This window comes from Burkholderia sp. 22PA0106, assembly GCF_047497155.1.
Classification (GTDB): domain Bacteria; phylum Pseudomonadota; class Gammaproteobacteria; order Burkholderiales; family Burkholderiaceae; genus Burkholderia.
This window is the reverse complement of the sequence record NZ_CP163162.1, coordinates 2,423,736-2,448,019: the sequence shown is the minus strand read 5'-3', so window position 1 is coordinate 2,448,019 and position 24,284 is coordinate 2,423,736. Positions and strand designations below refer to the sequence as shown.

The following is a 24,284-nucleotide window of genomic DNA, read 5'->3' as shown; positions in this document are numbered from 1 at the left end:
GCGGGTTCAGCGATGGCCGGCGGCCGGACGGATCTCGGCCGGCATCGCCGCGCTTCGAACACGGCCCAGGTGGAGCGGGGTATGACGCAGCACTCGGGCTATCACGAGCATCGTCAGGCAGGCGGCGAGATAGGCGCACAGCGCGGCGTTCATGCCGAATTCACGCACCAGCCAGGTCAACGCGAGCGGCGTGGGGCCGGAGATGAATGCGGTCCCGAGGCTGTACGGCACCGTGAAGCCGGTCTGGCGTACGGGCGTGGGATACAGCGACGCGATCAGGCCGGGCATCGCCGAGTGCATGCTGCCGATGGCCACGCCGATCACCATGAAGGCAGGCAGCAACGCACCTGCGGCGTCGGCGCCCTCGATGCGATGAAAGAACCAGACGGCACAGGCGCCGCCGACCAGTGCGCCACCAACCAGGTTGCGCGCCCAGCCAATGCGGTCGCTCAGCCAGCCCCATGCGGGGATGCCGATGACGAAGGCCAGCACCCCCGCGACGTTTGCACTGAAGACCGTATCGCGCGGCAGCTTCCATTGCGTGATCAGGTGATTGGGCAGCCACTGGAAGAAGACGTTGGTCGACATGGCCATCACGAACACCATGGCCAGCGCGATGGCGCAGGCTGCCTTGTGATTGACCGCCACCTCGAGGAACGGCACCTTGTCGCTGCGTCCGGCGGCCTTGCGGGCCTTCGCGAATTCGGGGCTCTCGTCGAGGCTGCGCCGAAGGTAGGCCGACAGCAGGCCGAATGCGCCGCCGAGCATGAACGGCAGGCGCCACTGCAGATCGGGGTGCCCCGGGAACTGCGTGGCGATCAGCGCGGCGAGTTTCGCCGCGCCGGCGCCCAGCAGCAGCCCGCAGTTGACGACGGCAAAGAAGATGCCGCTATGCAGCCCGAGGCGGTGCGCCGGCGCGTGCTCGGCGATGAACACCGAGGCGCCCGGCAATTCGCCCCCGACGGCGCATCCCTGCAAGATCCGCAGCAGCAGCAGTGCCGCCGGCGCGAGCCAGCCGACCATCGCATAGGTGGGCAACAGGCCCATCAGGAAGGTCGGCACCGACATCAGCAACACCGTGAAAAGGAACAGCTTCTTGCGCCCGACGCGATCGCTGAAATGCGCAATCAGCACGCCGGCGACGGGGCGTACGAGATAGCCGATCGCGTAGATGCCGAAGGTCTGCAGCGCACTGACCCAGGCGGAACTTTGAGGCGGAAAGAACGCATGTCCGATCGCGGCCGCCACATAGACGTACACGATGAAGTCGAAGTATTCGAGCACCGCCCCCAGCGATGCGAGGCCAAGGTTGCGGAGATGTCCGTGAGTGACTGCCGTCATGAGGTACGTCCAATGAAGAGGTCCGGAGCAGGCGCGAGACGTGTCGCCCGGATATTCGCGCCCGTGGGTATCGCGGGTTCAGTCCTGCAGCTTGAACAGGCGTGCGGCGTTGGTCCTGCCGATCTTGATCCGGTCGTTTCGGCTGATGGAGGCGGAGTCGAACCAATTCGCGGCGTGATCCACGTTTTCGAACGGCCAGTCCGCGGAGAACAGAATCCGGTCGGAACCGATTTCGTTCATGGCGTCGATGAGCGTCTGGGTGTGGAAATTGCCGGACGTCGTCAGGTAGAAATTTTCGTGGAAATAGTCGCTGATCCGACGCTGGGCCGGATAGCTCGGCGGCGCCTCGATCCAGCCGTTGCGATTGTCGATGCGCCACATGCTGTAGGGCAGCCCTTCGCCCATGTGACCGAGGATGATCTTCAGGCCCGGGTGCGCGTCGAACAGGCCCGAACCCATCAGGCGCAGCGCATGCACGGCGGTTTCCTGCCCGAATGCCCAGGTCGGCCCGAGCAGCCACGGATGACCGTCGTAGATCGGCGCGTGGCCCGGCAGCGGATTGCGCGGATGCAGATAGAACGGCACGTCGAGCGCTTCGACGCTTGCCCAGAACGGGCGGTACTGCGGCAGATCGTAGTAGGCCACGGTGGCCGCATCGCCGACCTGGGAGTAGCCGTTTACGAGGCCGCCGACGAAGCCGAGTTCGGCGGTGCACCGCTCCAGCTCGCGCGCCGCCAGCTCGGGAGACTGCATCGGCAACGCTGCGAAGCCACGGAATCGGGTCGGGTTTCGCGCGATCTGATCGGCCAGGAAATCATTGCTGCGGCGGGCGAGATCACGGGCCGCCTCGAGGTTCGGCACGGCTTGCACCGCCGGCGCATTCAAGGACAGGATCATCAGCTCGACGTCGTTCCGATCCATCTCCTCGATACGCCGATGATGAATGTCGAGCAGGCGCGTCTTCAGTTCCTGCCAGCAGGACGGCGGCATCTGGCCAGCCGAGTCCGCAAGCGTGTCCTCGATCGCGAAGTGTTCCTCCAGCGCGATTTTCCGTTGAACCTTGAACGTCATGTCCGCCTCTCGATATGCGGTGGGTGCCACCATGACGAACGGGCCGAGCGCCGTGCCGTCGATGGCAATCACTTAGTTGAAAAATCAAATATATGGCGAAGTATATACTTGAAAAATCAACAAATAATGGGTGAAAACCCTGTCTGGACCGACCCTCGGATGCGGGGGCCGAATAGCAACGGGATGGCCGGTATATACTTGAAACCGCAAGTAGTTCCGTCTTACCCCTCCCTTCGAAAGGTCAACATGGGCAAGAAAACAGAGCCGTCGATCACGATCGACCACGATCTCGACGCCTCGATTTCCTATCTCGTTGCGCGCACCGGCAGCAGAATGGGCAACGCGTTCTCACGCGCGCTGAAGCCGTATGGCCTCAGCCTCACCGAATGGCGTGTGTGCGCATCGCTGGGTCACATTCCCCATCAGCGCTTGTCGGAACTGGTCGTGCGGGCATGCGTCGACATGTCCGCGCTGTCGCGAATCGTCGATCGTCTCATCGCCCAGGGGCTGGTCTCGCGCGAGCGCAACGAAGAAGACGGCCGCGCCGTCCGGCTCGCCCTGACCGAACCCGGCGCGGCGCTCACCCGCGAGGTGGCGGCGCTCGCGAAGGAATACGAAACGATCGCGCTCAGTGCCTTCACGAAAACCGATATCCAAACGCTGCGCAATTTGCTCAATCGCCTGTACGACAGCGCGGAACAGCTCGTCTGATCCATTCCACGGTCGCCTCGGCATCAGGGTTTGTCCTCGTACTTACTTGAAAAATCAAGTATAAGATCGCGGCGGTACGGTTGAAAAATCAAGTAAACCGTGCGCGTTTCCGTGCCGTCGGCCGCCTCGGCCGGCCGGGCGCGAGGCGCAACGCTTTCATCTATCGAGGACTGACCCATGGTTTACAAACTGGCCCGGCACTGGATCGACGGGGAATGGATCGATAGTGGTTCGATCCGCGAATCGATCGATCCCGCCACCTACGATGTGATCGGGCGCTATGCCGACGGCGGGGCCGCCGAGGCATCCGCCGCGATCGCCGCCGCGCAGCGCGCGTTTCGTCATACCCGCTGGCGCGAGGACAAAAACGTTCGTGCCGACGTCATCGAGCGGATGGCGCAGAAATTCGCGTCGTATGCCGACGATCTGATTGCACAACTGAGCCAGGAGAACGGCAAGATTCGCCCCGAGGCCGCCCTCGAGGTCAACATGGTGCCGGAGAAATTGCGCTACTACGGCGCGCTCGCGCGTGCCGAGAAGGGCGAGAGCGGACGCCCGCGGCCGGGCGCGGTGTCGATGACGATCCGAGAGCCGGTGGGCGTGGTGTCTATCATCGTGCCGTGGAATTCGCCCGTTGTCCTGATGATACGGTCGCTTGCGCCAGCACTTGCCGCCGGCAACACCGTCGCGATCAAGATGCCGGCCCAGACGGCGCAAACCAACGCGTTGGTGGCGAGGGTCCTGTCGGAAGTCGAAGGCCTGCCGCGCGGCGTCGTCAACCTGTTTACGGAGTCGGGCGGCGATGGCGCACGTCTGCTCGTGTCGTCACCCGATACCGCGGCGGTGAGTTTCACCGGTTCGTCTTCGATCGGCAGCGTGATCGGCGCCGAGGCCGGGCGTCTTCTCAAACGCTGCAGCCTCGAGCTGGGCGGCAAGTCGCCCCATCTCGTGTTTGCCGATGCCGATCTCTCCCGGGTCATCCCGACCGTCTCGCATTCGGTCACCGTGTTTGCGGGGCAATTCTGCATGGCGGGTTCCCGGCTGCTGGTGCATGCGGACGTCGAGGAAGCCGTGACCGCCGGCATTGCGCGGGCGTTCGAGCGCTTGCGGCTCGGGCCGGCCAGCGATGCGGCCAGCGAAATGGGCCCGATGATCGACAAGGGCAACGTGGAGCGCGTCGAACGCGCGGTCGACGCCGCGATCGCGCAAGGTGCGCAAGCGCTGGTGCGGGGAGGGCAAGTGAAGGATGGCTCGCTCGCCAAGGGGGCGTTCTATCGGCCCACCCTGCTGAAGGTGCGGGATGCGTCGTTGCCGATCGTGCGCGAGGAAACCTTCGGTCCCGTCATGACATTGCAGACGTTCGAGACCGAAGCCGAGGCTGTCGAGCTGGCCAACGACAACGAGTATGGATTGGCCGCATCGGTCTGGACGGAGAGCAGCGCGCGTGCTTTCCGGGTGGCGGCCCAGCTCGAGTCGGGCACGGTGTGGCTCAACGATTGGGCGAAAGTTTATGACGAGTTCGAGGAGGGCGGTTTCAAGAAGTCCGGCCTCGGACGCCTCAACGGGCCGAGCGCGATGGACGATTTCGTCGAAATCAAGCACATCACGCTGAGAACCGCCTGAACCGGTTTGATTCCCCGCGAAGGCGCTCGCGGGGGGCCGTCCCGCCGAACTCGTCGGGACGGCACGGCCTCCGCATCCTTTTCGCCGCCTGAATAATAAGTACAACGATAAAATATTGGAGACATTTCGTGAAGCAGATCATGACGGCGAGCTTGATGCTCGCAGCGGCAGGGGCGGCGCACGCCCAAAGCAGCCTGACACTGTATGGCATCGTTGATATCGGCATCAATTACGTCAACGATACGCAGACGGGGAGGTCGGCCGGGCACCTGGCGGGCGCGCATCAGGTTTCCATGACCGATGGCAGCACCAATGGTTTGTCGGGAAGCCGCTGGGGGCTGCGCGGCGTGGAAGATCTCGGTGGCGGCCTCAAATCGGTCTTCGTGCTCGAGAATGGGTTTTCCGCCAACAACGGCGCGACGGGGCAAGGCGGGGCCGAATTCGGGCGGCAGGCGTGGGTAGGGCTCTCGACGACAGCCGGCACGCTCACCTTCGGCCGCCAGTACGATCCGCTGCTCGACGTCGTCCAGCCGTTCGCGGCGGCCGGTTCATGGGCGACCACCATGGCGTCGCCGGCGGACGACGTGAACAACCTCGTCAGTGCGCAACGGGTGAACAATGCCGTCAAGTTCCGGAGCCCGGTTTGGGGCGGTTTGCGTTTCAGCGGGCTCTACAGCTTCGGCGGCGTGGCCGGTCATTTCACCCAGAACCAGATCTGGTCGTTCGGTATCGGCTATGAGAGCCAGTCGCTCCAGATTGGCGCGGGTTATCTCAACGTGCGCGACCCGAACGTGTCCTTCTACGGCAATACGCCGAACAAGGGCCTGGCCAGCGCCGACAACATCGGATCGTCGAGCGCGGCTGCCGCGCCCGAAACGGTGCCGGCCTATGGCGGCTACGCGTCGGCCAACACGCGGGAGGAGATCGGCGTGGGCGCCGCCTATACCTGGCGTCAAACCACCCTCAGCGGCCTGTTTGCCAACACGCGATTCGAGGCCCTCGGCTCGGCGGCTGGACCGAATCCGCTCGGCTATACCGGCACGGCCTCGTTCAACACGGCGGAACTCAGCGTGCGTCAGCAAATTACACCGGCCTGGCAGACCGCGGCGGCGTTCGACTTCACGCAACGAAGCTCGGTGAAATCCGACGGCGGCGCCAAGTACATGCAACTGTCGGTCGGGAGCGTCTACAGCCTGTCCAAGCGCACCGATCTGTATGCAGTCGCGATCCTGCTGCATGCGACGGGGCGCGACTCGCTTGGCCAGCCCGCGGTGGCTGGCATCCACGGGTTCACGCCGTCGGCCACCGACAAGCAAGTTGCCTTGCGGCTCGGCATCCGGCACAAGTTCTGATCGACTCGCGCTGACGAATTTTCCCCAGGTATTGGCCACCCGCACCGACGCCGTCCTATGCCGCACGGAAATCATGCGAGACAGTGTTTTCTGCAGTACGGCATCGTACGAGGTGCATCGCCGACACGGAGATCGGCATCCTCCTGTCGACCTACAAACGGTAGACACGCGAGGCACGCCGGCGCATCACGTGCGCGCCCGGTCGAGCGCATCGAGGATCGCGGCGGTGCTCAACAACTCGGGAAGGGCCCGCCCGTTCGGCGCGCCTGGCCCGTACACCACGTCGAGCGGAATGCCGGCGCGACCGAAGCTTTCCACGTAGCGCGCGATGCCGGGATCGGCGTGACTCCAGTCGGCGCGCATGCGCACGAGGTTCGGCGCGGCAAGCGCGCGCTGCACCTCGGGCCGGCGCAGGACGGTCAGCGCGTTGACCTTGCAGGTCAGGCACCAGGTGGCGTCGACGTCGACGAATACCGTCTTGCCGTTCGCCACCAGCGTTGCGATGCGGGCCGGATCGAATGCTTGCCAGCCGTCGCCGGCAGGGGGAGCGGCATCGCGGCTCGCAGCCACCGCAGCCGCCGCGTCCGGTGCCGCGTCGTTCCCCGGCAGCGCCGCGACGACGATCGCGCCGATCGCGAGCCCGCCAAGCAGCGGGGTCGTCCAGCGCGATGCCGGTGCCGTGCCGGCCCGGGACAGCAGCGCGCGCATGCCGAGCAGCGCGGCAATCACCAGCGCGACCGCGAGCGCGATGCGCGCGCCGGTGGCGCTCGCCAGCAACACCAGCAGCCATCCGGTCGTCGCCAGCAGCATGAGCCCGAGCAGGGTTCGTACACGGTTCATCCACGGGCCCGGACGCGGCAGCCAGGCGACCAGCGATGGCGCGATCGCGATCGCAAGAAATGGCGATGACATGCCCAGCCCCATCGCGAGCAGCACGGCGAAGATCTCGACGGGGCCACGCCCGAGTGCAAAGCCGATCGCCGTGCCGACCAGCGGCGCGGAACAGGGCGTGGCCAGCAAGGTCGAGAACGCGCCCGAGAGAAACGCCTCGGCAAGCGGGCCACGTGGGGTGGCGGCGCCCGCCAGATCGGCGAGCGCGCGCGGCAGGCCGATCGCCAGCCAGTCGAACAGGCTCGCCGCGAAGAGCGCGGTCACCACGGCCATGCTCGCGAGAAACCACGGTTGCTGGAACTGGATGCCCCAGCCGATCGCGATGCCGCCGAGCTTCAGCGCGCTCAACGCCAGGGCCAGCAAGGCGAACGCGGCAAGGGTGCCGAGCACGGACGCGGCGGCAAGCCGGGCCGTGGACCGGCGCGAGGTGCCGGCAGTTTTCAGCAGGGCGAACGCCTTCAGCGACAGGACCGGCAGCACGCACGGCATCAGGTTGAGGATCAGGCCGCCCGCGAACGCGGTGAGCAGGATCGACAGCAGCGACAGGATCGACGGGGAAGACGACGAGTGGCTGTTCGCGCTCACCGGGCCGATTTCGACGGCGCGGGCGCCATCGACGAGCGTCAGGGCCGGTGATTGCGCGTTGCCGCCCGAGTCAGGCAGCGTAACGTCCAGTTGTGCGTCGTGCCGATCGTTCGATAGCCGGACCACCGGCGCCGCAGGCAGCCCGCTGCCCGCGCCTTCGACGAACAGGTCGGGGGCCGTGAACGGCTGCGTGCTGCTGCGTAGATGGATGTCGAGGTTGCGGACGCCCGCGTGCATTGAAATTTCGCTGGAGACCACGGAGATTCCGGCCTGCGCGGCCGTAGCCGGCACGGCGCGTCGTGCCGCGTCGAGTTCGGCGGCTTCCGCCGAGGCCGGCGGCGGCACCGTGGCGGCCGGCAGCGTGAGCGCCAAATCCGCATGCTCGGGAACACAGACATTCGAGCAGGTCGCGTAGTCGAGCGTCAGGTTCAGATGCGCCGGCGCACCGGCCTTGCGAAGCTCGATCGTCAGGGGCAACACGACGTTGTCGCGATACACCGCGTTTTGCAGTCCGTCGATCACGAGCCGCGCCGGCGCCGGCCACTGCATCGCGGCCGACGCCACGTCCGGCGCGTGCGACCAGTCCGGATGCGGGGCGACGCCGGCATCGCCGGGGGTGCGCCAGTAGCCATGCCAGCCGCGCGGGAAATGAAATTCGATGCCGGCCTGCAGCGACGCGCCGGCCACCGCGTCGACGGCGGTGACGAGGCGCACCTGCGCACGCGCGTCGCCGACCCATTCGGATGCGGCGGCGTGGGCGGCGCTCGCCTGACCGAGCGCTGCCGCGCATAGTGCCGCCGTGAGTATTCCGCCCAGCCGCGTGCCCAGTTTTCGCATTGCCGTCTCCCGGTGTGCAGGTCGCTCAGTGCGGGCTCGCGCCTGCGTCCGCGACGCGCGCGGCTCCGACGATCCTGCCGTCCGGCGCTTCCAGCAGCACCGCCAGCCGTTCGCCTGCCACGGGAGCCGTCTTGAGCGCCAGCGCGGTGCCCGACCATTCGCCGATCGGCATGAAGCCGCGCACGATGTTCGATTCGGTCAGCGTGCGGCCGGAGTTTTCGCCGCGCCCGATCGACGTGGCATGGCGCGTGTCATAGCCGACCAGCAGCACACGCGCCCGTCCGGCGCCTGCGCCCACCGACACCGTGACCGTGCCGCCGCTGCGGCTCGCGTCGACGGAGGCGGCAGTCACGCTCGATGTCCTTGCTTTCGCGATGGCGGCATTGGCTGCGTCGCGATCGGAGCCGACCACGCCGGCCGTGCCGTCGATCACCATCTCGGGCGTGTACGAGCCGTCGCCGAAGCGCTGGGCGTAGCGCGCCTGTCGGTCGGTGGCGAGGTCGAGCGAATAGGGGTCCTTCCAGCCGAGCTGGTTCCAGTAGGTCACGTGAAATGCGAGCGGCAGCACGTCGGCGCGCGTATCGGCAAGCTCGGAGAGGAAGCGATCGGCCGGCGGGCACGACGAGCAACCTTGCGAGGTATACAGCTCGACGACCACGGGGCGGGGCGCGACGGCGAACGCGTGGGAACTGGCGAGCACGGCGGAGCCGGCGCACAGGGCGAGAAGGAAACGGGGCAGCATGTCGGACTCCAGTGACGAACGTGATGGGTAGTTCGTCGTCGGGTGCCGGCCGGTTACACCCGTTTCGGCGCAGCGGCGGAATCCGCCCATGCTCGGGGGTGTGATACGTGATTAAAAAAACTAGAATGGACCGACCGGAGATTGATAGACACTCACGAGCTGTCTGGCGCGTGGCGGCGCTCAAACTCGACAGGTGACACGTTTCTGGTGAAACCGTATCGACGAATCGATTTGTAGAAAATCTCAAAGTAATCGAGCCTATCCGCAACGGCCGAGGCCGCATTCGGATAACGTGAACCTGCGACGGGGAAAATCAAAATGAGTTACGGCTGTCAGATCGGTGTTGTCAATCTGGGGACGCAATCGGTGAAAGTCGAGGTGTCGCTGGAAAACAAGAATGATTGGGAACTGGATAACCAGGGCAACCCGGTGGCGGCGCCCACGCAATTGAACGGCTTGGCGCTCGCGGGGAACGGGCGGCATGAAGTCCATGCCGAAATCGCGAACGGCCAGAGCAGTGCGAGATTTCTGGTCACGTTTCGCTTCGATACCGGCGAGGCGGTGGAAGCCTGGGTCGATGCTCGACGGGTGGTGGATGGCGGCAAGCGGCAGGGCTGCCTGGCTGCTTACGGGCAGGCAGCCGGCCGATGCTGGATGATCGAAGCCCAATACGACAAACAGCCTTGGGACACTTATTCCTGGAATTGGCGACACCTGACGGTGGCCGTCATGCCGAAAACCGATACGAGAAGCTGGATATCGCGGCTTCCCGATAGCGTCCGGCTCCACGAACTGACGCTGCCGGGGTCGCACGATACCGGGACGGCGGCGATTACTTCCCGGGAAGACGACGCCGTCGCGCGATCGAGAATCTGCCAGGGCCTGAGCATTTCGCAGCAGCTTGCCGCGGGCATTCGTTTTCTCGACATCCGGATCAATAAAAGCCTCCGGTTCGAAATCATGCACGAATCCACGCCGACGGCCCTGTGGTTCTGGAACGATTGCGTGCGCCCCGTGGTGGAATTTCTTCAGGCCAATTCGCACGAAGTGGTCGTGATGTGCGTGAAGGACGAGCACGGCTCCACGGACGGATTCCACGACGCCATCCTGGATTTTTTCGCCAAGGCACCTTATCAGGATGTGGTGTCGCATGTCTCCACCAGTCAGGTTCCTCCCACGCTGGGCGATTTGAGAGGCAAACTCGTGCTGCTGCGCCGCTACTGGATCGACCCGGCGACCAATCACAACAAGGTCGGCGATCCGAATTCCGGCGTCGGGCTGACGGAATTCAAGGATGCAAAAGGCAACATCCATCCGTGGCCGGAGAATTCGGACACGTTCGATCAGTTCGGTGACGGCAGCGTCGTCCATCAGCAACCGGGCAATCTGCCTTTTGCCATTCAGGATTGGTACGACCTTCAAACCCGGATGATGGCCAGCAAGGTCGAACTGATCGTGAAGTATCTGGATTACGCCAAGAACAAGCTGCCGGACGCATGGTTCGTCAATTTCACGAGTTGCACGGCGTCGGGGCATGGGTGGGACGATCCCCGGGCCTTTGCGGTGGGAGAGGACGGCATCAATGCCGCGCTCGTCACCTATCTGATCACGCACGGCAAGGGTCGATACGGCACCATTCCCATGGATTACGTCGGCAACCCGCCCGAGGAGATCCTGATCGACCTGATGATCAACAGTAACTTCTGACGAGCGGACGGCGCTCTATTTGCCTGTCGGCCACTCGACGCGGCCTGATTCGTGCGAGTGCCCAGTGGGAAGTCGGTAATGAATCGGCGGTGCCGTGCAGAGCAGAGCGGATTGTCGCTCGACCCTGACGCGGCACTGCCGGCACCCAGGAAAACGCCGGCTCACCCGGCATCGAGGAAGATCATGCGACCCACTGAAAAAACCGAAGGCCACGCTTCGAATGTTGTCGAGAGGTGGTTTGAACACGGCCTGTTTGCGAGCCGTTGGGTGCTGGCTCCCATCTACGCTGGCCTGGCGCTCGGCATTGTGATGCTGCTGGTCAAGTTCTGCCAGGAGTTCTGGCATCTCGCCATGACCTTGCTCGATAGCGAGGTGGAAGACGTCATCCTGGGCGTGCTGTCGCTGGTTGATCTATCCCTGATGGCCAACCTGTTGCTCATGATTATCTTCGGCGGCTATCAGAGTTTCGTGTCGAGACTGAAGCTGGGTGGCCATGAAGATACGCCGGAATGGATAGGGCACGTAGGGTTCACCGACATCAAATTGAAGTTGATGGCGTCGATCGTGGCGATATCGGCCATCGAGGTACTGCGAGGGTTTTTGTCGATCGATCGGGTCGGCCTTCAAACGATCGTATGGGGGATCGCCGTGCATATGACGTTTGTCGTGTCCGCGGTCTTGCTCGCCGGGATGGACTGGATCACGGCGAAAACTCGGATACTCAAGTGAGCATGTCAATTCGGACAATCGGAGAAGTGGAACCCGCCGCTTCGTTGGCGCTGGTCGCGACGGCGCAGGCCGAGGGCGTGGTTCATCTCGCCTACAACCACGACTTTTCGCAGATGGCGGCCGCCGCGCAGGCCGATCGCGCAGCGATCGAAACCTTCGCGGACGTCCTGCAGCGCACGGGCGGCCCGTTTCGGGGAGGGGAAGAACCGCTGGCCCGGTGCGCACCGTTGAATTCGCGATTCGTTCAGTGGCCGATCCAGGCACGCGCGTCGAGGTCGGTACGCGCCTTGCTGGCGGCGGCCGGCGTGACGGCGGGTGCGGCATTGCCCCAGGCGTTGCGCACATAGGTCAGCACACCGGCCACTTCTTCGTCCGAGAGTCTCCAGTCGAAGCGCGGCATGCCGGCGCCGGTCGGATTCGTTTCGGTTTGCTGGCCGTCGCTGCCCACCATCACCATGTGCAGCAGCGTCGCGGGATTGGCGGCCTTGACCCCGGTGCTGTTGGCGAGCGGCGGAATCATGTCTCGAACGCCATTGCCGTTCGAGACGTGGCACGCAATGCACTGGCTCTCGTACACACGCTTGCCCAGCGCCATCTGCGCGTCGCTGCCGGCAACGGCGGCCGGTGCGGTGGTCGTGCTCGGCTTCTGTCCCTTCAGATACACGGCGATGGCGTGCAGGTCGGCATCCGTCAGGTATTGCGTGGAGTTCTCGATGGCCTCGGTCATCGGGCCGGCGGACACGGCCTTCTCGTTCGCACCGGATTTCAGATAGGCCGCGATATCCGCCTCGCTCCACGCCCCGATTCCGCCGTGCGGGTTCGGTGTGATGTCCGGAGCGTTCCAGCCGTTCAGCGCGCCGCCCTGCAGGAACAGGTCGCTGTCGCCGCCGAGGAGGTTCTTCGCGGTATGGCAGGCCGCGCAGTGGGCGGCACCTTCGACGAGGTACGCGCCACGGTTGTAGTCCACGCTCTTGCTCGGGTCGGGCGTGAACACTTGCGGCTTGAAGTACATCAGGTTCCAGCCGCCCATGATCCACCGCTGGTTGAACGGGAACGACAACCGATTCTCCATGACGCGGTGCGTGACGGGCGCAATGGTGCGCACGTACGCCCACAGATCCCGGATGTCCCCGTCGGTCATCTTCGAGTAAGCCGGGTACGGCATCGCCGGATACAGATAGCCGTGGGTGCCTTTGCCGTGCCGGACCGCCCGGTCGAATCGGGCGAGGCTCCAGCCCCCGATGCCGGTGGCCGCGTCGGGCGTGATGTTGGACGACTCGATCTTGCCGAAGGGCGTCACGATGGGGTAGCCGCCCGCGAACGGCTGGCCGCCCTTGGCGGTATGGCAGGCCGCGCAATCGGCGGCGCGCGCCACGTACATGCCGTGCCGGATCTCGGCCTGGGTCGCGCCTTCTTCAGCGCCGGCGGCGCCGGACATCGCGTAGGTCTTGTGCAGGTCGTAGGTCACGCCCGCGGCAAAGGCCGCGATCGCCGCCAGGCCGACACCGGCGATGCCCGCGCCCAGCTTCTTGATGGAACGTTTCATGTGCGTGTCCCTCAGCGAACCAGCGAGCCGGGCTGGCGCGCGTAGTCGTTGATGATGGCCTTCGCGGTCCAGAGCGTCAGGGCGCAGAGCGTACCGGTGGGGTTGTATCCGGCGTTGTTCGGATACGAGGAGGCGCCGCATACGAACAGGTTGTGGATGTCCCAATGCTGCTGGAACCGGTTGAGCACCGAGGTGGCCGGGTCCAGGCCCATCACGGCGCCGCCGATCGTATGCGAGCTGTCGTAGTTGCGGAACGGCGAATTCGGCTCGTCGGGGAAGGCCACGGCTTCCCACGATTTCGCGCCGGACTGTTGGCAGATGTCGTTGATGCGATCGCGCACGAATCGCGCCATGCGGCGGTCATTTTCGTTGTAGTCGAAGGTCATTCGCAGCAGCGGCTGGCCGTTGCCGTCCCGGTAGGTCGGGTCCAGCGAAAGATACGAATCGACGTGCGAATACGAGGTGCCCTGGCCCTGGATCTTCGCGTAGTTCTGGTAGCTCTTCCGGAATGCGCGCTTCCATTCCGAGCCCCACAGCTTGGTGCCGGGCGGAACGCGATCGGTCATGCCGATCGGCTTGCCCTGGTCGGACAGTGCCTGGATACCGGCGCCGCCGAGGAAGCCGAGGCCCGTGTGATCGAAGTTGTCGCCGTTGAAATCGTCGATCTGCGTGGAGAGCGCGCCGGTCGAGATGAACGGGTTCATGTGCTCGTTCTCGAAGTAGAGGAAGCCGTACGCCATCGTCTGATAGTTGTAGGCGCGGCCGACCACGCCGGTGCGCGTCGCCGGGTCGTACGGGCGGCCCATCCGCGACAGGAGGAGCAGGCGCACGTTGTCGAGCTGATAGGCGGAGAACACCACGATGTCCGCGGGCTGGAAGCCGGTGTTGCCGTCGGAATCGAGGAACGTGACGCCGGTGGCCGTCTTGCCGTCCTTCGATTTTTCCGCGCGCAGCACCGTGCATTCGGTGAGCAGCGTGAAATTCCTGCGCATCGTGAGCGCGGGAATCACGCATGCGTTAGGCGACGATTTCGACCAGTTGCCGCAGCCATAAAAGCCGCAGAACCCGCAATACGTGCATGGCGCGAGGTTGATGCCGAGCGGGTTCGTATACGGTGCGCCGATCGTGCCGCCCGGAATCGGAAACGGGTGATAGCCCATGCGTTCGGTCGTCTTGTGGAACATGTCGTTCCAATGCGAGCGAATCAGCGGGGGCGTCGGATATTCGCTCCTGCGCGAACCTTCGAACGGGTTGCCACCCGCGTCGGTCTTGCCGTCGAGCACGCCGGCCTTGCCCGAGATCCCGGAGATCTTCTCCCAGCGGTCGTAGTGCGGCTCGAGGTCGTCGTAGCCGACGCCCCAGTCCTGCACGATCAGGCCGTCGGCGAGCTTCATGCCGTGGTAGCGGTGCTTCCAGCGGCTCGCCATTTCGAAGTCCGACGGATTGAAGCGCCAGGCGTTGGCGGCCCAGTGCTTGCCGGCACCGCCCACGCTGTAGCCCATTTGCCAGGAGTTCCAGTCGCGGCCGGGCAGCGCCGTTTCGCTTGTCCTGTTGCGGAAGGTCAGCGTCTCCACGCGCGGCGGCTTCAGCACTTCGCGCCGCACGCCGTACCGCAACTCGTCCGCGGCAATGTTCGGCGGGAAGTTGGTGTTGGCCTGTTCCCAGGCGCCGCACTCGACCGCGACGACGTTGAGGCCCGCGCGCGTGAGTTCTTCCGCCATCAGCGAGCCGGCCCATCCCAGCCCGACGATGACCGCATCGGCCTTCGGTCTTGCGTAATTCATCTGTGTTCCCTTTACCCTGTGCGAGGACGTGTGGCGATGGCCGTCAGATGCGGCCTGCGATGCTGACCGGCTCGATGTCCAGTTTTTTTCCCTTCATTTCCGCGTAGTCGCGGTAGTCGTAGCGGGCGCCGGGGAAGCCGATCATCTTCCAGCCCACCATGTCCTTGTTGCCGCCGTAGATCGGATCCGCCAGGAAGCCTTCCTGCACGTTCGCGAGGAACTGTTTGAACAGCGCGCCGGCATCGAGCGACGGCAGCTCGAGCTTGCCGGCCTCCATTTCTTCGAGAAACGCATCCTGTTGCGCGTGCGTCAGCGCGTCGAACGGCTTGCCGAAGCGCTGGGCACACGTGGCATCGATTTCCGAGAGGCCCTTGCGATAGAACGCCGCGGGCGTCAGCGGGCTCTGGTCGCCCTGGGCCGGGGTGCCGGCCTGGTAGGGGCCGGCCTTGTATTTCCACTGGCCGCGACCGTAGTCGCCGGCCAGTTGATGGTCGATGAAGCCCACGCAGCCGGCTTCGGAGGCGCTCATGCCGAGCTCGTCGGCCGGAATCAGGCGATCGAAGATCGCGGTGACGAGCGCGGCCTCGCGCGACGCGAAGAACACGCGCTGGCTGATGTCGACGGGCACCGGAGGCGCGGTTTGCCTGACGATCCACTTGGTGCCGCCGAGCAGGATGCGGGCTGCGGCGCCTGCCGGGCGGTAGATGGCCGCGGCGGTTGCCGTGGCCATCAGCGTGAGGCCGATTTTCAGTATCTTTCGACGTTGCATGTTGGCTTCTCGAGGGGCGGTGGGGCGATGACGGGGGCCGGAAAACGAGCGCGCGAGCCGTCCTGCCGGATAGCGCTCCAGGCATGTATCGGGTGCTCGAACGGAATGAATCGGAGGCCGTATGTGGCGGTGCCCGTCGGGCTCCGGTGGTGGCACGGCTGCCGACCGAGGCGGTTTATGGCGGGGTCGCGACGGGATCGTGCGATGTGAGGCGAGGGCGGGGGACGCAGGCTGGTGCGCGGGCGGCTGCGTTCATCGAATGTTTGAGAGCGCTCTCATTTCTATCGAAATAAAAATGGCTCGAAGCTTCGAACCATCCGCTGGACCTGGGTGGGAACCCGGCGCTTGATCCACCGTTGGGCAAAGGTTAAGTGCAGCGATATCGCATGTCAATCTGCTGCATTGCCACAGACCTCCTCGATTCCGGAAAGAAATAGATAGAATTGCCAAGCACGATCGGCGTGCCGCTGTCTGTACCATGCGCGACATGCCGATTTTCGAAATGGCAGCCTGGATGCCGGAAGAGCGAAATGCAGAAAGGAAATTTGCGACGCTCCAGGGCGTCGCGAAGGCGGCCGGCATGTCGCGCGCGCGCAGGTTTCGCCAGCCCTTCGCGGTGATCCGGGCGTGAAGCCGGACACCCGGGTGCAGGTCGTGGCACGGACGCCGCGCTGGCGCCCGAACCTGGTCGCTGCGCGCCGTGGACGACAGGCTCGCGCTCGGCGAGATCGACCGCATGATGGGGTTGCGTGCCGCCGGCGTCACCCTGATCGGCCAGCCGCGCGAGCCGAAGTCCATCCTGGCGATGGCGAAGCGCCTGCCTTGCGTCTAGCTGGGAAAAAGCGTGCGCTTACGAACCGGCCGCGACCGACTTCCCCCAGCCCGACATCAACTCGAAATAGATATCGGTGCATTCAAGAATGCGCTGCACGCTGCACCATTCGTCGGTCTGATGCGCCTGCGAGGGTTCGCCCGGCCCGAGGATCACGGTCGGCACTTCGCCAAGCCACGCTCGCAATACCGGGCCATCGCTGAAGTAAGCCACCGTCGTGTGCCCCGTCCAGACACCGGTCACGGCCTGGGTCGTTTCAATCGCGTAGCCGAGCCACCGGTTCTCCAGTTGGTTGGTCAGCGCGGGCACGTCGACCGAAGCGGATAAGCGTACCTTCTGCCCGAGATAGCTGCCGAGGCGATCGACCAGTGCATCGTGCGAGGCGCCCACTGTGCGGATGTCGATCGAGAACGTCGCGGCATCGGGCACCGAATTGATATTCACGCCGCCCGAGACCGTTCCGACATTCAGCGATGGATGGCCGAGCAACGGATCGTCGGGCGTCTCGAAGTCGAAGATCCGCAACTGCCGGATTGCATCGACCGCGTGATAGATCGCGTTGTCGCCGAGTTCGGGCATCGCGCCGTGAGCCGAGCGGCCGGACGTATGCGCATGCAGCCAGAGCGCGCCCTTGTGGCCGACCGCGCATTGATTCGCGGTCGGCTCGCCGACGATCATTGCGCCCACGTTCAGCGGCGGCACGTCCAGTTCGCTCAGGCGTTTCGCGCCCTCGCAGCCGGTCTCCTCGCCCGCGGTCAGGACCACCAGCACGCACGGCAGCGTTTCATGCCGGTCCCGGTAACGCTTGAGCGCGGACACGAACGCCGCAATGCCGCTTTTCATGTCGGATGCGCCGCGCCCATAAAGCCGATCGCCGTCGAGATGGCCGCTCAACGGCGCAGCGCGCCAACTGGCCACGCCGAACGGAACGGTATCGAGATGCCCGGTGAAGCACAGGCGCGGGCCGCTCGTGCCGGTGTTCCATGCGACCAGGTTTGCGCGGTCGGGCGCCACCTCCTGAACCACGGTATGAAGTCCTAATTTCTCCAGCAGGACTTTCAGGTCGGTGGCGAGAACCAGCTCATCGCCGGGCGGGTTGACCGTCCGGGTTTGCACCATATGCTGGGTCAGAAGGATCGGGTCGAAAAGGGTTTCGTTCATGACGGCGTTGTCGGATCGTGGATGGTTACGTGTGGGTCGAAAGTCGGCGTTTGTCTTTAGCAGAAACGCCTCATGGCGGCCGTGCCGACACGAACCGGCAAGCGCTGCGGCGGAGATATTCAAGTTGTCCCATTGTCGGATAAACTATGTCTTAATAAGCACAGGGGATTTCATGGAAACGCTCGTCATCGATCTGGACAACATCAGCCCGTCCGAAGGCAAGGCCGACGCGATCAGGCACGCGATCGAGCGGGCGATACTCGAAGATCGCCTGAAACCCGGCGATACGCTGCCGACAGTGCGCGCGCTGGCGGACAGCCTCGGCATCAACAAGAACACGGTGGCGGTTGCCTACCGGCAGCTTCGGGACGGCGGCCTGATTTCCGGGGAGGGCCGCAAGGGGTCGACGGTCAACCGTCACGCATCGGCAACGGGCGCACGCGACGCGGCGGGCCGCCCGGTGCAGACCCACTTCGTGAGGGACGGCAACCCCGATATGGCCTTGCTGCCGGACGAGGCCGAGCTTCGCGATGCGATGGCGCGCATGAGCGTCGAACCGCGGCTCTATGGCGAGCATCGGAACGACGACGCTTTTGTCGAATGGGCTCGCACGCAGTTCGTCGAGGATCGCGTCGAGGTGGCGGGCGGGATTTTCGTGTCGGCGGGCGCGCTCGATCTGATCGAGCGCGCGCTCACGGTCGCGGGTATCCGGGCAGGCGACAAGATCGCCATCGAGGACCCGGGTTATATCAGCGTGCATGCCCTCGTGCGCGCGATGGGCCTCGATGCGGTACCGCTCGCGATCGACCCGGCGGGCATTACGCCGGCAAGCCTGCGCAAGGCGCTCAGGAGCGGCGTGAAGGCGGTCATCACGACCACGCGCGCCCATAATCCCACCGGCATCGTGACCTCGCGCGCGCGCGCGGCCGAGCTGAAAAAACTCGTCGCCGGCAATGAGAACGTGCTGTTCATCGACGACGACCACACGAACATGCTGCGCATTGCGCCTTACCATGCGTGGCATACCGGCGCGCGGCGCTGGCTGACGGTCCGATCGCTGTCGAAGGCGCTCGGGCCGGACTATCGCATCGCGTTCTCCACCGGCGAGGAACAGACCATTCGGCATCTGGAGCAGCGTCAAAGCGTGGGAATGGGATGGGTCAGCACGCTGGTGCAGCGCCTCGTGCTCGGGCTCGTGACGACAGCCTCGGTGCAGAAAAAGATCGTGGCGGCAGGCGCCGCGTACCGCGAGCGCCATCAGTTGCTGACGGCCGCGTTGAGCAAGCGCGGCTTCGACGTGCTGCCCGGCGCCGGCCTGAACGTCTGGGTGCCGATTCCGGACGAACAGGAGATCGCGCAGCGGCTTTTCGCGGCCGGCTGGCTGGTGCGGGCCGGCGGCGAGTTCACCCTGGGCGGGCAGCACGGCATCCGTGTGACGGTGACACGGATGATGCCGGCCCAGACGCTCGACTTCGTCGATACGCTGGTGAGGGTGCGCAGCACCGCGTCGTCCACCCTGGCCGCCTGAGCCGGCGCGGCAGGGCATCGAACGACGCGGCGGCCGTGCGTCAATGATCGATCGCATGGGCGACATCGGTTCCGCTGTCCCGTCGGAACACCAGCGATCTCCATCCGGCGTCGGACCCGCGCCGGCGTCCGAGCAACGAACCGATCACCACGAATAGAAAGCCGAGCGGCACCGACACGATCCCCGGGTTGCGCAGCGATACGAGCGGTTCCCGCAAACCGACCAAGCTGGTGGTGCGCGAGCCGATCGTATCGAGCGTGGCTTGCGCCGCGTCGCGGCTCGCGCGCGCGGCATCGCGTGCCGTATTGAATTCCCCGGTGCCGCGGTAGCGGGCGGAGCCTTCGGCTTCGAGGGCGGCGAGCTTCGCGCTGGAGGTGGCGAGTGCGCGGGTCGCCTCGGCGCGAACGGCGAGCGGATATTGCATGTTGGGCGACACCAGCACGAGCGAGATCGTGACGATCGCGCCGCCGACCACGCTGGCAACCACGCCCGTTGTATTGCAGCGCTTCCAGTAGAGCGTGGCGAGCAGCGCCGGCAGGTTGGCGGACGCCGCCACGGCAAACGCGAGCCCGACGAGATGCGCGACGTTCTGGCCTTTGGCGAACAAACCCGCGCCCGTGGCGATGAACGCCACCAGCACCGACGCCACCTTGCCGGCCATCACCTGTTCGCGGTCCGAGGCATGGCCGCCCTTCAGCGCGCCGACATACACGTCGTGCGCCAGCGACGAGGCCGCCGCCAGCGTCAGCCCGGCCACCACCGCGACGATGGTGACGAACGCGATCGCGGCCATGACGCCCAGCAACAGGTTCCCGCCGGCCGTCGAGGCGCCGCCGCCGAGGTGTTGAGCGAGCATCAACGCGGCGAGGTTGCCGCCCTTGTCGGCCGCGGAGATGTTGGCCGCGCCGACGTAATAGGCCGCCGCAAATCCGATCACGATGATCAGCATATGGCAGCCGCCGATCCACAACATCGCCCACAGCACCGATTTGCGGGCGGTTTGCGCGTTCTTCACCGAGAACATGCGCATCAGGATATGCGGCATGGCGGCCGTGCCGAGCGTCAGCGCGAGGCCCAGCGACAACAGTTCTACGGGGTCCTTGAGGTAAAGGCCGGGTTCGAAAAACGTGCGGGCAAGCAGCGTGCCGTCGCCGGCCGTCATGCGGTGCGACGCGAGCAGCCAGTCGTGCAGGGCGGCCTGGTGCGAAAGGCCGTCGAGCAGCGCCGAGACATTGAAGCCGAACGGCGCGATGGCCAGCATCGCCAGCAGGCCGCACATCCCGAGCAGCAGCCCCGCCTTGATGATCTGCACCCAGGTCGTGGCGCGCATGCCGCCCACCGTCACATACAGCAGCATCAGCCCGCCGACGGCCAGCACGGAGACTTCGTACGGCACGCCGAGCAGTGCATAAAGCAGCACCGCGCCGCCGACGATCTGCGGAATCATGTAGAAGATCGCGACGATGACGCTGGAAAACGCGGCCAGCACCTTGGACGTCCTGAAGCTGTGGCGGTAGGCCAGGATGTCGCCGAACGTGTAGCGCCCGAGGTTGCGGCACGGTTCCGCGACCAGCAGCAGCACCGGAATCAGCGCGGCGAAGAAGCCGACCAGATAGAGCATGCCGTCGTACCCGTACAGCGCGATCAGGCCGGAGACGCCGAGAAACGCGGCGGCGGACAGATAGTCGCCGGCGATCGCCAGGCCGTTCTTCAAGCCCGAGATGCCGCCGCCGGCGGTGTAGAACTCGGTGGCGCTCTTGCGCCGTCTCGCGCTGAACCCGGTGACGATCAGCGTGAGCGCGATGACGGCGGCGAAAATGGCGAAGGCGTGCGGCCGGTAGGCGCGCGGCACCACGTCGGCCGCATGGGCGAGGGCGGGGAACAGCAGGGCAGCGGCGCACGTGGCCAGCCACGGCAACAGGTTCGAGCGTGCATGGCGTTTCATCGTTGTGCTCCGTGCGCGTCGGCTGCCGCTGCCGCCATCGCTGCGAATTGCATGTCGATGATGCGCATGCGTCGGGCGTAGACGATCGCGAGGCCCGCGCCGAACAAGTACTGCGACAGCGTAAACAGCATGCCGACGTTCAGCATGCCGGCGATGCGGGTGGCGAACAGCGAGCGAAACCAGCCGTCACCGATCAGCAATGCGAAGTACCAGGCAAAAAAAGCGGCGGTGAGGCAGACCAGCAAGCGGTGCTTCGACGCGACACAGGCCTCGAACGTGCCGGGCAGGTACGTCGGCGGCGACGTCGGGGCGATGGGGTTTGAAAATTTCATGTGCGCAGCCATTCATTTCTCCAGATCGACAGGAATCGAATGCAGTTTGTACTGGTACGTAAAAATATATGTCCCAGTCAATGTAAGCATGTCGAAACGATCGGTCAATCGGAAAAAAATTGGGGTAAACCTGCTTGGAGAACGGCGCTTCCAAAGGAGGGGAGCCGATATCGCTGAATCGGATATCGGCCTTCGAGGCGGGAGTCGGCGCGAGCGCAGGACGCGCTCGCACGCGAGGAGATCAGACGCTTACGTCCGCATGGGCTGCCTGGTAGGCCAGGCCGGTCGCCAGGCGCTTTTCGGTGATGGCCCGGGCGCGTTCGGTCACCGTGGCGAGCACGGAGGCGGGCGCCGTGGCGGGCGATCCGGCCTGAAACGGCGGCTTCGGATCGTAGGCCATGTACAACTGCAGTTCCTGGGCGACCGTTTCCCCGCGCAGCAGCGACGCCACGATCAGCGAGCCGTCGATGCCGGAGGTGACGCCGCCGGCACTGACGAACTTGCCGTCGATGACGACGCGCTCGTCGCTGGGCGTCGCGCCGAACAGCGGCAGCACGTCCATCGCGGTCCAGTGGGTGGTGGCGCGGCGTCCTTGCAGCAGGCCGGCCGCGCCGCAAAGCAGCGCGCCGGTGCACACCGAGTAGACGTAGCGGGCGCCTTCGGCCTGCTTGCGGATGAAGCCGAGCAGGGTCTCGTCGTTCATCAGCGCTTCCTGGCCGTATCCGCCGGGCACCAGCAGCACGTCGAGCTGGGGCGCTTCGTCGAACGTGGTGTCCGCCAGGAGCCGCATGCCGGCAAGGTCGCGTACCGGGTTCTTGTCCTTCCATAGGGTGAAGAAGCTGGAATTGGGTACGCGGGCGAGCGCCTCGAACGGGCCGGTGAAATCGCATTGGTCCATGTCGGGGAAGATGATGCCGCCGATCTTGAGGTGAATGTCCGATGGGATCGTCATGGGTTTGTCCTTTGTATTGGTACAAAAATTATAATACGAAGGTACAAATATAGCTGAACTTGCGGGGGTGTCAATACGGTGTGGATACGAAGCCGGTAGTTTACAAATGATAATGTTTCTCATTTACAATGGCGCACCGCCACCGATCTCGAAAAGCTTGTCCCATGGCCTCCGTTCCGCTCGCCGTGCACCAGGATGTCGACGTTCTCTATCGCGACCATCATGCGTGGTTGCAATCCTGGCTGCGCCGCCGGCTGGGCGACGCCGTGGACGCAGCCGATCTGGCTCATGACGCGTTCCTGCGCCTGATCGTCAGGCCGGCGCCGGTCGCGTTCGACAACGACGGCGAGGCGCGCGCGTACCTGCGCACCATGGCGCAGGGCATGTGCGTGGACTTGTGGCGTCGCCGTCAGGTCGAACAGGCGTGGCTCGATTCCCTGGCTTGCCAGCCGGAGCCGTACGAGCCGTCCGCCGAGCATCGCGCCATCGTCATCGAAGCCTTGCTCGAAATTGGCGAGGCGCTCAGCCGGCTTTCCGAGAAGGCCCAGCGGGCGTTCGTCCTGGCGCAGATCCACGAATTGTCGACGCGCGAGATCGCGCGGGAGCTGGCGGTGTCGGAGCGCATGGTGCGCAAATATCTCGCGCAGGCCATGCTGCATCTGGCCTTGCTCGACGCCGGCCTGGGCGGTTGAACCATGGCGGCATCGTCATCTCCCGGCCCCGGCGTGCAGGCCGATTTCGACAGTCTCGAACAGGCGGCGCAGTGGTACGCGACGCTGTACGACGGCGATGCCGGCGACGAACGCCGCGAGGCCTGGGCGCAATGGCTCGCGCAGCGGCCAGAGCATCGGCGCGCCTGGGCGCATATCGAAGCCGTCAGCCGGCGCTTCGCGCCCTTGCGGGTGGACGGTGAGCGCGATGCGAACGCGACCGCCGTGACCGTGTCGGCCCAACGCCCGGCGGCGCGTCGGCGGGTGCTGGGCGCGCTGGCGATGCTCGGCGGGGCGGGGCTGGCCGGATGGATCGGCTGGCGCGATTCGCTGCTGTCCGACAGGCTGACGGCCTGGCAATCCGACTATTCGACGGGCGTGGGCGAGCGGCGCGATATCCGCCTGGCCGACGGCACGCAGGTCTGGCTCAACACCGACAGCGCGTTCGACGCCGACTACAGCGACGTTCGGAGGCAACTGCGCTTGAGGATGGGCGAGCTGCTCGTCGATACCGGCAAGGACGGTGCAGGCCGGCCGTTCTTCGTGAGCAGCCCGAACGGCCGGATGCAGGCGCTCGGCACGCGCTTCACCGTGCGGCAGGCCGGCGACGTGACCATCCTTTCGGTGTACGAAGGTCGCGTGTCGATCGATACCCTCGCCGGCCAGCGCGAAATCGTGGCGGCGGGCCGGCAGCGTTCGTTCACGGCCGTCGCGATCGGCGCGGAAAGCCAGGCGGACCCGGCGCGCGAAGCCTGGTCGCGCGGGGTGATCCTCGCCGACGACATCACGCTCGGCGACCTGATGACGGAACTCGCCCGTTATCGTCACGGCCACATTGACGTCGATCCCCGCGTGGCCGGTATCCGGGTCGTGTGCCGCTTCCCGGCCGCCGATCCCGGCCAGACCCTCGCCATCCTCGAACGCGATCTGCCGATCCGCGTGCGTCGCCCGTTGCCGTGGTGGACCTCGATCTCGGCGCGTTGAATCGATCGTTCGCTGCCGTCGGCTTCCGCACGCACTGCACACGCAACAAAAATATTTTCAAAAGCGGTTCCGCTTTGCGTGGCTCATCCGGTTAACAGAGGAAACGGAACATTCGACGGCTCGCCTCGGCGCGCCGTCGCTTGAGTCCGCAC

21 protein-coding genes are annotated in these 24,284 nt (G+C 65.3%); 10 read left to right on the top strand and 11 right to left on the bottom strand.

The genetic code is table 11. The annotated features are described in order from the left end of the window. Nucleotides 1–6: 6 nt before the first annotated feature. Together AB4850_RS10430 and AB4850_RS10425 are read right to left on the bottom strand one after the other, a co-directional pair. Nucleotides 7–1,341: an MFS transporter gene (locus tag AB4850_RS10430; protein ID WP_414439744.1), complete on the bottom strand. Its 1,335-nt coding sequence runs from the start codon at nt 1,339–1,341 to the stop codon at nt 7–9. 78 nt (nt 1,342–1,419) lie between these two features. After that, nucleotides 1,420–2,412, bottom strand: a complete 993-nt coding sequence (locus tag AB4850_RS10425) for an amidohydrolase family protein (protein ID WP_414439743.1) — start codon at nt 2,410–2,412, stop codon at nt 1,420–1,422. A 108-nt stretch (nt 2,413–2,520) separates the two neighbouring features. Between AB4850_RS10425 and AB4850_RS10420 the strand changes: the two genes are divergently transcribed. The 3 genes from AB4850_RS10420 (at nt 2,521) to AB4850_RS10410 (ending at nt 6,098) form a co-directional block, all read left to right on the top strand. Continuing rightward, a complete protein-coding gene (locus tag AB4850_RS10420; protein WP_414439742.1) occupies nt 2,521–3,123 on the top strand; it encodes a MarR family winged helix-turn-helix transcriptional regulator in 603 nt (200 codons plus the stop codon). A gap of 177 nt (nt 3,124–3,300) precedes the next feature. Further along, nucleotides 3,301–4,746: an aldehyde dehydrogenase family protein gene (locus AB4850_RS10415; protein WP_414439741.1), complete on the top strand. Its 1,446-nt coding sequence runs from the start codon at nt 3,301–3,303 to the stop codon at nt 4,744–4,746. A 128-nt stretch (nt 4,747–4,874) separates the two neighbouring features. Next, the gene (locus AB4850_RS10410; protein WP_414439740.1) at nt 4,875–6,098 is read left to right on the top strand and encodes a porin; all 1,224 of its coding nucleotides are present in this window, start codon (nt 4,875–4,877) and stop codon (nt 6,096–6,098) included. A 186-nt stretch (nt 6,099–6,284) separates the two neighbouring features. Here the strand turns inward: AB4850_RS10410 and AB4850_RS10405 are convergent, their stop codons facing one another. Continuing rightward, a complete protein-coding gene (locus AB4850_RS10405) occupies nt 6,285–8,411 on the bottom strand; it encodes a protein-disulfide reductase DsbD family protein (protein ID WP_414439739.1) in 2,127 nt (708 codons plus the stop codon). 25 nt (nt 8,412–8,436) lie between these two features. Next, nucleotides 8,437–9,153 carry a DUF1223 domain-containing protein gene (locus AB4850_RS10400; RefSeq protein ID WP_414439738.1) on the bottom strand — a complete coding sequence of 239 codons (717 nt, stop codon included), beginning with the start codon at nt 9,151–9,153 and terminating at the stop codon, nt 8,437–8,439. 318 nt (nt 9,154–9,471) lie between these two features. On the opposite strand from AB4850_RS10400, the gene AB4850_RS10395 reads away from it, so the two are divergent. Then, nucleotides 9,472–10,860, top strand: coding sequence for a phosphatidylinositol-specific phospholipase C domain-containing protein (locus tag AB4850_RS10395; protein WP_414439737.1), 1,389 nt, complete (start codon nt 9,472–9,474; stop codon nt 10,858–10,860). A 111-nt stretch (nt 10,861–10,971) separates the two neighbouring features. Further along, nucleotides 10,972–11,589 carry a TIGR00645 family protein gene (locus AB4850_RS10390; protein WP_414439736.1) on the top strand — a complete coding sequence of 206 codons (618 nt, stop codon included), beginning with the start codon at nt 10,972–10,974 and terminating at the stop codon, nt 11,587–11,589. A gap of 244 nt (nt 11,590–11,833) precedes the next feature. Here AB4850_RS10390 and AB4850_RS10385 read toward each other — a convergent pair whose 3' ends face one another. The 3 genes from AB4850_RS10385 to AB4850_RS10375 are packed head-to-tail and all read right to left on the bottom strand — an operon-like array spanning nt 11,834 to nt 15,688. After that, nucleotides 11,834–13,135 (bottom strand): cytochrome c, encoded by a 1,302-nt coding sequence (locus AB4850_RS10385; RefSeq protein WP_414439735.1) that lies wholly within the window; start codon nt 13,133–13,135, stop codon nt 11,834–11,836. Nucleotides 13,136–13,146: 11 nt separating this feature from the next. Then, a complete protein-coding gene (locus tag AB4850_RS10380) occupies nt 13,147–14,919 on the bottom strand; it encodes a GMC family oxidoreductase (RefSeq protein ID WP_414439734.1) in 1,773 nt (590 codons plus the stop codon). A gap of 43 nt (nt 14,920–14,962) precedes the next feature. Further along, nucleotides 14,963–15,688, bottom strand: coding sequence for a gluconate 2-dehydrogenase subunit 3 family protein (locus tag AB4850_RS10375; protein WP_414439733.1), 726 nt, complete (start codon nt 15,686–15,688; stop codon nt 14,963–14,965). A gap of 478 nt (nt 15,689–16,166) precedes the next feature. On the opposite strand from AB4850_RS10375, the gene AB4850_RS10370 reads away from it, so the two are divergent. Together AB4850_RS10370 and AB4850_RS10365 are read left to right on the top strand one after the other, a co-directional pair. Beyond that, nucleotides 16,167–16,319, top strand: coding sequence for a hypothetical protein (locus tag AB4850_RS10370; RefSeq protein ID WP_414439732.1), 153 nt, complete (start codon nt 16,167–16,169; stop codon nt 16,317–16,319). Between the two features lie 69 nt (nt 16,320–16,388). Next, nucleotides 16,389–16,520: a hypothetical protein gene (locus tag AB4850_RS10365; protein WP_414439731.1), complete on the top strand. Its 132-nt coding sequence runs from the start codon at nt 16,389–16,391 to the stop codon at nt 16,518–16,520. 18 nt (nt 16,521–16,538) lie between these two features. Here the strand turns inward: AB4850_RS10365 and AB4850_RS10360 are convergent, their stop codons facing one another. After that, on the bottom strand, nt 16,539–17,804 hold the full coding sequence (locus AB4850_RS10360; RefSeq protein ID WP_414439730.1) for a M20 family metallopeptidase: 1,266 nt from the start codon (nt 17,802–17,804) through the stop codon (nt 16,539–16,541). Here AB4850_RS10360 and AB4850_RS10355 point away from each other — a divergent pair. Next, nucleotides 17,713–19,209: an aminotransferase class I/II-fold pyridoxal phosphate-dependent enzyme gene (locus AB4850_RS10355; protein WP_414439729.1), complete on the top strand. Its 1,497-nt coding sequence runs from the start codon at nt 17,713–17,715 to the stop codon at nt 19,207–19,209. The two genes, AB4850_RS10360 and AB4850_RS10355, sit on opposite strands and share 92 nt — an antisense overlap. Nucleotides 19,210–19,249: 40 nt before the next feature. On the opposite strand, the gene AB4850_RS10350 is transcribed toward AB4850_RS10355, so the two are convergent. The 3 genes from AB4850_RS10350 to AB4850_RS10340 all read right to left on the bottom strand — a co-directional run bounded on the left by AB4850_RS10350 (nt 19,250) and on the right by AB4850_RS10340 (nt 22,438). Further along, nucleotides 19,250–21,154, bottom strand: a complete 1,905-nt coding sequence (locus AB4850_RS10350) for a cation acetate symporter (RefSeq protein ID WP_414439728.1) — start codon at nt 21,152–21,154, stop codon at nt 19,250–19,252. Further along, complete coding sequence (locus AB4850_RS10345; protein WP_414439727.1) at nt 21,151–21,498, bottom strand: DUF485 domain-containing protein; 348 nt, start codon at nt 21,496–21,498, stop codon at nt 21,151–21,153. Before AB4850_RS10345 ends, AB4850_RS10350 begins: the two co-directional genes overlap by 4 nt. A 229-nt stretch (nt 21,499–21,727) precedes the next feature. Beyond that, nucleotides 21,728–22,438, bottom strand: coding sequence for a DJ-1/PfpI family protein (locus AB4850_RS10340; protein WP_414439726.1), 711 nt, complete (start codon nt 22,436–22,438; stop codon nt 21,728–21,730). 164 nt (nt 22,439–22,602) lie between these two features. Here AB4850_RS10340 and AB4850_RS10335 point away from each other — a divergent pair, with 164 nt between their 5' ends. Together AB4850_RS10335 and AB4850_RS10330 are read left to right on the top strand one after the other, a co-directional pair. Next, the gene (locus AB4850_RS10335; RefSeq protein ID WP_414439725.1) at nt 22,603–23,130 is read left to right on the top strand and encodes a sigma-70 family RNA polymerase sigma factor; all 528 of its coding nucleotides are present in this window, start codon (nt 22,603–22,605) and stop codon (nt 23,128–23,130) included. Between the two features lie 3 nt (nt 23,131–23,133). Beyond that, nucleotides 23,134–24,132 carry a FecR domain-containing protein gene (locus AB4850_RS10330; protein WP_414439724.1) on the top strand — a complete coding sequence of 333 codons (999 nt, stop codon included), beginning with the start codon at nt 23,134–23,136 and terminating at the stop codon, nt 24,130–24,132. The last annotated feature ends 152 nt before the right edge of the window (nt 24,133–24,284 follow it).